Raw genomic sequence first — 5,998 nt, 5'->3', positions numbered from 1 at the left:
GGCCCCCACACGATCGTGTGGGGGCCACCTGACGCTGCGACGCGCATGTAGTAGCGGGGGCAGGATTTGAACCTGCGACCTCCGGGTTATGAGCCCGGCGAGCTACCGAGCTGCTCCACCCCGCGTCGGTGACACCACCTTAACCCGACGCGGAGCGAGCGACCAAATCGGGCGCCCGCTCCGCGGCATACGGGCTTCAAGGGGCCGGCGTGCCGGTGCCCTGGGGCGACGCCTCGACGGCCCGCTTCAGCGCCTCCTTGAGCCGGTCCTGGGCTTGGCCGTAGGCCGCGAAGTCGCCTGCCTTGAGGGCCGCCTCACCCTGGGCGTACGCGGCCTCGGCGTCCTTGAGCGCCTGCGCCAGCGCCGCCTCGTTCGGCTGGGTCGGCTGCGTCGTCGTCGACGGCGCCGGACTCGAGGACTGGCTCGGTGTCGGCGTGCTCGACGGCGGCGTGGGGGTCGTGCCCGGGGCGGGCGTCACCGGCGTCGACGTGCCGGTGTCCCCGGCCTTGGCGCCGGACTCCCCGCCGAACAGGTCGTTCAGGGCGTCGTCGAGCGAGCCGGCCCACGCGATCTTGTCGCCGAACGCCACCGCGACCGCCGAGAGGCGGGGGTAGGAGCCGGCCGACTTGGCCTGGACGTAGATCGGCTGGACGTAGAGCAGCCCACCGCCGACGGGCAGGGTCAGCTGGTTGCCGAACGTCACGGTGGCGGCGCCCTGCTGCTGCGTCGTCGTGATGAACTGGGCGAGCGTCAGCGACAGCTGCGGGTCCTTCGACGTGACCGGCGAGGTGCGCATCTCGTTGTAGACCTGGCCAGGCCCGTTGACCGTGCCGCCGGTCGTCTCGAGCAGCCGCATCGTGCCGTAGCCGGGGGACCGCTTGCCGGTCGCGGTGCCGGCGTCGCCGTCGACGGCAAGGAAGCCGGACAGCACGTTGCGGTCACCGGTCGGCATGAAGGTCGAGGTGAGCGAGAAGGCCGGCTGACTCTGCCCCGGCATCGCGAGCGACAGGTAGTACGGCGGCTGCAGGAGTGCGCTCCCCTGGGCCGACTGGGTCGGGTCGTCCGGCACCTTCCAGAAGTTCTGCCCGGTGTAGAAGGTCGACGCGTCCCGGTCGTGGTACTTCGACAGCAGCGTGCGCTGGACCTTGAAGAGGTCCTCCGGGTAGCGCAGGTGCGCCATGAGCGAGCCCTTGATGTCGGCCAGCGGCTTGACCGTGCCGGGGAAGATCTGCATCCACGCCTTGAGAACCGGGTCCTGCTCGTCCCACTGGTAGAGCGTCACCGTGCCGTCATAGGCGTCGACGGTCGCCTTGACCGAGTTGCGCACGTAGTTGACCTGGCCCGCCTGGACGGCCTGGACGGACTCCTTCGTCCGCGTGACGGAGTCCTCGGTCGCGAGGTTGAGGCTCGTCATCTCCGAGTACGGGTAGGACGCCGAGGTGGTGTAGCCGTCGAGGATCCACAGCACGCGTCCGTCGACGACCGCGGGGTAGGCGTTGCCGTCGAGGGTGAGCCACGGCGCGACCCGCTGGACCCGCTCCCGCGGGGTGCGGTGGTCGAGGATCTTCGACTCGCCGGTCACCGCGTCGGACAGGATGAAGTTGATCTCCTTGTACTTCAGCGCGTAGGCGAGCCGGTTGATGCCCGCGAGCGACACACCGCCCGTGCCGGCATACGTGTTGGTGATCTGGCCCGTCCCGTTCGGGTCGGGGTAGTCGAACTCCTTCTTGCCGCCGCCGACGATGGAGTACTCGGGCGAGCTCTCACCGAAGTAGATCCGCGGCTCGTAGGGGTCGAGGGCCCCCTTCTGCCCGATCTGGGACTCGAAGAAGGTCGGCCGCCCGTCGGCGTCGCGGGTGTTGCCCTTCGCTGCGACGACGCCGTAGCCGTGGGTGTAGACGGTGTGGTCGTTGAGCCAGTTCCGCTGCCCGTCGGGCACGCCGGTGAGGTCGAGCTCCCGCGCCGCGATGACCGTGTCGGTGAGCTTGCCGTCGACCATGTAGCGGTCGACGTCGAGCACGTCGGGGAACTGGTAGTAGCCCTTGCTGGCCTCGAGCTGCTTGAACGTCGGGCTGACGATGTTGGGGTCGATGAGCCGGATGCCCGGCACGGTCGCGGCGTCACCGCGCAGCTGACCCGGCGCCGCGACCGTCTTGGTGTTGTAGGACTCGACCTTGATGTCGTTGAAGCCGTAGGCCGCCCGGGTCGCGTCGATGTTGCGCTGGATGTAGGGCACCTCGAGGGACTTCTCCGACGGCTTGACCTTGAGCGACTGCACGAGCGCCGGGTAGATGCCGCCGACGGCGACGACGCAGACCACGAGGACGGCCACCCCCACGATCGGCAGCCGCCAGGAGCGGGTCCAGATCGTGCTGACGAACAGGATCGCGCACATCACCGCCGCGACGGCGAGGATGGCCTTCGTCGGGATGACGGCATGGGCCTCGGTGTACTGGATGCCGGTCATCCGGGTCGACTTCGCGGTGGCGAGGTTGTAGCGGTCGATCCAGAAGGCGACCGCGCGCACGAGGACGAGCACGGCGAGCAGGACCGACAGGTGCACCCGGGCGGCCTGGGTCGTGCGGGTGTGGCCCCCGACGACGATGCCGCCGTAGAGGTAGTGGGTGAAGGCGGCCGCGATGATGCCGACGACGAGCACCATCGTCAGGAAGGCGATGATGAAGTTGATCCACGGCAGCGTGAAGACGAAGAAGCCGATGTCGATGCCGAACTCGGGGTCCGTCGTGCCGAACGGCTGGCCGTTGACCCACAGCTGGAAGGTGTCCCACTGCGTCGCGGCCGAGAGCCCGGCGAAGAGCCCGAGCGCGAGCGGCGCCGCGACGGTCGCGGTGCGGCGCATCGGCTCGACGAGCTGGCGGTAGTGCTCCATCGCCTGGGTCTCCGGCGATGGCGCGTAGATGGGCCGGGACCGGTAGGCCAAGTGGATGCTCGACCACGCCACCGCCGCCATGACGAGCCCCCCGGCGATGCCGAGCAGCAGGCGCGTGACGAGCTGGGTGCGGAACACCCCGACGAAGTCGACCGACTCGTACCACGCGATCTCGGTCCAGAACTGGGCGAGGACGGTCAGCAGCAGAATGAGCGCCGCCGCGACGACGAGCGCCGTCACGAGCGGGCTGCGCGAGGGGCGGGGTGCCGCCGCCGCTGGGGGCGGGCCGGCCGGTCCGCCATCGCCGAAGGACCCCTGACCGGGGCTGAAGTTGCTGTCACTCACGGTGGCTGCCTCGGGTTCGCGCTGACGGTACGCCGCAACGATAACCCGGCGCCCGGGCGGTGCCGCCCCCGCCCGCGCACGAAGCGGCCCGGCAGGCGGCGTCGAGTGCTGCCGAGCCGATGGGGCACGATGGTCGGGTGCAGTCGACACCCGTGACCGACCCGCTCGCCCTCGTCGCCCTCGACACTGAGCGCCACGTCGCGGCGCGCGGCTGGGACCAGCCGGCCCGGCTCTTCGCCCTCGTGCGGACTGACGCCCTGCTCGCGCGTGAGCCGCACCTGCGCGAGCAGATGCGCGAGCCCGACCTCGTCCCCGGCTCGTTCACGGCCGTCGAGCAGGAGGGTCTGCCGATGACGAGCTCGATCGAGACCCTGATCGGCCGGATCGCCTGGCCGGACGAGGTCGACGGCTGCGCCTTCGTGATCGAGCGGATGGTCGTCCCTCCGGACGCCGAGCGGGACCTGCCCGACCGGGCGGAGGACGCGGTCGACGTCCTGGCGGCCCACCCGGACCGTCAGGACGTGCGCCTGCTCGCCGCAGTGCTGCGCGACGGTCGGTCGATCTGCCTGCTGCGGCAGCGGGCCCACGACTCCGATGACGCCGTTGCGACCGGTCCCGACATCGCACCCGGTCTGGTCGCGGCGCTCAAGGCGACCTTCGAGCCCTGACCACCGGCCCGCTCAGCAGTGGGGCAGGCTCGCGGCCTCGCCCTTCGCGATCGCCTCGACGGCGCTGACCGCCTCGTCGAAGGTGCCGATCCGGACCACCTGCAGGCCGTCCGGCACGTGCCCGACGACCTCCGGACAGTTTGCGGCGGGGGCGAGGAAGTAGTCGGACCCGGCGCCACGGGCCCCCTCGAGCTTCTGGCGGATACCGCCGATCGGGCCGACCCGCTCCTGATCGTCGATCGTGCCGGTGCCGGCGATGGCGTGGTTGCCGGTGAGTGACCCCGGAGTCAGCTTGTCGTAGATCGCGAGCGCGAACATCAGCCCGGCCGACGGCCCGCCCACGTCGCCGGCGTTGATGGTCACCTTGACCGGGAAGTCGTGCTCGATGCCGAGCAGGACACCGATGGCAGTGCGCCCGCCCGTGCCGGCGATCGTCGGGACCTGGACCGTCTCACGCTTGCCGGACCGGGTCACGACGATCGAGACGGTGTCACCCGGCTTGACCCGTTGGATCGCGGCCCGGATGGCGTCGGGGTCGCTCGCTGCCGTGCCTCCGACGCTGACGAACCGGTCCCCCACCTCGAGCAGTCCCTTCGCCTTCGACGTGCCGAGCACCTGTGCGACGACGACGTGGGTCGGCACCTTCTCGCCGACGGCCCGCAGCGCGACCGCCTTGGCCTCCTCCTGGGAGCCCTCCATCTGGATGGCGCTCTCCTCGGCCACCTGCTGCTCGTTGGCGTTCGGGTCGAACATCTGGTCCACGGGGTAGACGTCGCGGGCCGGGTCGAGCCAGGCGCCGAGCAGGTCCCAGGCGTCGACGGGGTGCCCGGGACCGCCCTTGATGACGACCGTGAGGAACCGCAGGGTGCCGTCGGCCGGGTAGGTCGGTAGGCCGTCGACGACGATGACCGGCTTCGTGGAGCCGCCGAGGTTCTCCTCGCCCAGGGCGTTGAAGGTCGGCCCGGGGCTCACGATGGCGTAGGGCAGCCGGACGAGCGACCCGGCGACGACCGCGGCGAGGGCGACGAAGAAGGCGACGAGGACGGCGATGTTCCAGCCGGTGAGGCGTGCCCTCCGGGCGGTGCGCGTCGGCGGCGCGGATGCGTCCTCGGCCCTCGACTCCCCTCCCTCGGGGGGACTCGCGGGTGTGGTCACGGCAGGCCGACCCACTCGTCGACGCCGTCACTGAAGCGCTGGTGCTTCCAGATCGGCACCGTCGCCTTGAGCTCGTCGATGAGGGCCCGGCACACCTCGAACGCCTCGGCCCGGTGCTCGGCGCTCACCCCGACGACGACGGCGAGGTCGCCGATCTCGAGCCGGCCGACGCGGTGCACCACCCCGATGCGGACGGTGCGGCCCGCACTGTCCAGCCGCTCGGCGAGTGCCCGGGTCAGCGCGGCCGCCTGGGGGTGCGCCGAGTAGTCGAGCCGCTCGACCCCCTTGCCGGAGTCGGCGTCGCGGACCGTCCCGACGAAGAGGCAGATGCCGCCCGCCTGCGGGTCGGACACACTGCGCAGCACCTCGTCGACGGACAGCGGGGTCTCACGGATCTCGGCCAGGGTCACGCTCACGCACGTCATCGTATGCGGCGTGCTTGGGTCTCGCTGACCGTGCACCGCCGCGTGGGTGGGCCCGCCGCTGGCCGCGGCCGCGGTGACGGACGGCCGTCCGCGGGAACTCTCCGTGTCGATCCGTGGTTGTCTTGGATCAGGACGGAAAATCCACCGAGGAGCACCATGACAGACGACCGCGACCCCACCCCGTGGGACGCCGGCGACGACGACAGCGACGAGCCCTTCCGCTTCCCGAGCGGCTTCGACCCGAGCGACGTCGGGGCCATGCTCGAGCACGTCCTCGGTGAGACGGCCCGCAACCCCGAGCTGGCCGACCTGATGCGGTCCATGGGGGTCGATCCGGACGACCCCAGCACCAAGGCGGCGATGCAGGCGCAGCTGCGGACCTTCATGCAGGCGCAGCAGTCCCCCACCGGCTCGCTCCAGCTGGCGGTCGAGACGGCGCGGCAGCACGTCATGACGGCCGAGGGCAACGACGTCCACGACGCCGCGGCCGAGCGGGCCATCGCCGACGCCGTGCA

Annotated in this window: 4 protein-coding genes, 1 tRNA gene and 1 pseudogene; 2 read left to right on the top strand and 4 right to left on the bottom strand. The window is 71.1% G+C overall.

Annotation, left to right across the window (positions count from 1 at the left end):
• Positions 1 to 51: 51 nt before the first annotated feature.
• Positions 52 to 125 (bottom strand) — tRNA-Met (locus N864_RS18335).
• Between the two features lie 71 nt (positions 126 to 196).
• Positions 197 to 3,235, bottom strand: coding sequence for a UPF0182 family membrane protein (locus N864_RS18330; protein WP_034720442.1), 3,039 nt, complete (start codon positions 3,233 to 3,235; stop codon positions 197 to 199).
• Positions 3,236 to 3,354: 119 nt separating this feature from the next.
• Here N864_RS18330 and N864_RS18325 point away from each other — a divergent pair, with 119 nt between their 5' ends.
• Positions 3,355 to 3,903, top strand: a complete 549-nt coding sequence (locus N864_RS18325) for a PPA1309 family protein (protein WP_034720440.1) — start codon at positions 3,355 to 3,357, stop codon at positions 3,901 to 3,903.
• 12 nt (positions 3,904 to 3,915) lie between these two features.
• Here the strand turns inward: N864_RS18325 and N864_RS18320 are convergent, their stop codons facing one another.
• Both N864_RS18320 and N864_RS18315 read right to left on the bottom strand, forming a co-directional pair.
• Positions 3,916 to 5,058: a YlbL family protein gene (locus tag N864_RS18320; protein WP_051518775.1), complete on the bottom strand. Its 1,143-nt coding sequence runs from the start codon at positions 5,056 to 5,058 to the stop codon at positions 3,916 to 3,918.
• Entirely contained in the window at positions 5,055 to 5,483 is a 429-nt protein-coding gene (locus N864_RS18315; protein ID WP_034720438.1) for a molybdenum cofactor biosynthesis protein MoaE, read from the bottom strand. The genes N864_RS18320 and N864_RS18315 overlap by 4 nt, the downstream gene beginning before the upstream one ends.
• A gap of 156 nt (positions 5,484 to 5,639) precedes the next feature.
• On the opposite strand from N864_RS18315, the pseudogene N864_RS18310 reads away from it, so the two are divergent.
• Positions 5,640 to 5,998: pseudogene (locus N864_RS18310) on the top strand (zinc-dependent metalloprotease); the annotation flags it as partial.

It is taken from the genome of Intrasporangium chromatireducens Q5-1 (assembly GCF_000576575.1).
Classification (GTDB): Bacteria; Actinomycetota; Actinomycetes; order Actinomycetales; family Dermatophilaceae; genus Intrasporangium_A; species Intrasporangium_A chromatireducens.
Note: the sequence above shows the minus strand (reverse complement) of the source record. Positions and strands in the feature narration are given on the sequence as shown.

Coding starts and splice junctions, on each gene's coding strand:
- N864_RS18325 (WP_034720440.1), top strand. CDS start 3,355: ATGGGGCACGATGGTCGGGTGCAGTCGACACCCGTGACCGACCCGCTC.
- N864_RS18315 (WP_034720438.1), bottom strand. CDS start 5,483: ATGACGTGCGTGAGCGTGACCCTGGCCGAGATCCGTGAGACCCCGCTG.